The following is a 290-nucleotide window of genomic DNA, read 5'->3' as shown; positions in this document are numbered from 1 at the left end:
GGCTTCTACAATGGTGAGCCAGTCGAGTACGTGATGAAGCATGTGAAGCCGGATGATCCGTACAAGGGTTACCTCTCGTCGAAGATCGTGGTGAAGCACGCGACAGGCGCGACACAAGTGATCGACTGCCGTGACTACTTCATCCCGCTCGCGGTTGCGAAACCCCAATCGTTTGTCGAATCCCTGACAGAACGTGATCGTGCGGCGCTTGCCCAACACACGGAAAATCAGAAGAAACAAGGTTGACGGCACGCGCAATTAAGCGCATACTGCACAGCATTCAACAGCGG

At 54.5% G+C, this 290-nt stretch carries 1 protein-coding gene; it reads left to right on the top strand.

Translation table 11 applies throughout. From position 1 onward, the window contains the following. On the top strand, positions 1-246 hold a 246-nt coding region (locus AC1RO3_RS09080; RefSeq protein WP_481764094.1), incomplete at its 5' end, for a hypothetical protein. Positions 247-290: the final 44 nt, after the last annotated feature.

The sequence above is a fragment of the Dellaglioa sp. CoH-57-MRSF-19 genome, from assembly GCF_056781975.1.
The sequence above is the reverse complement of the archived record's forward strand: the minus strand, read 5'-3'. Positions and strand labels throughout refer to the sequence as shown.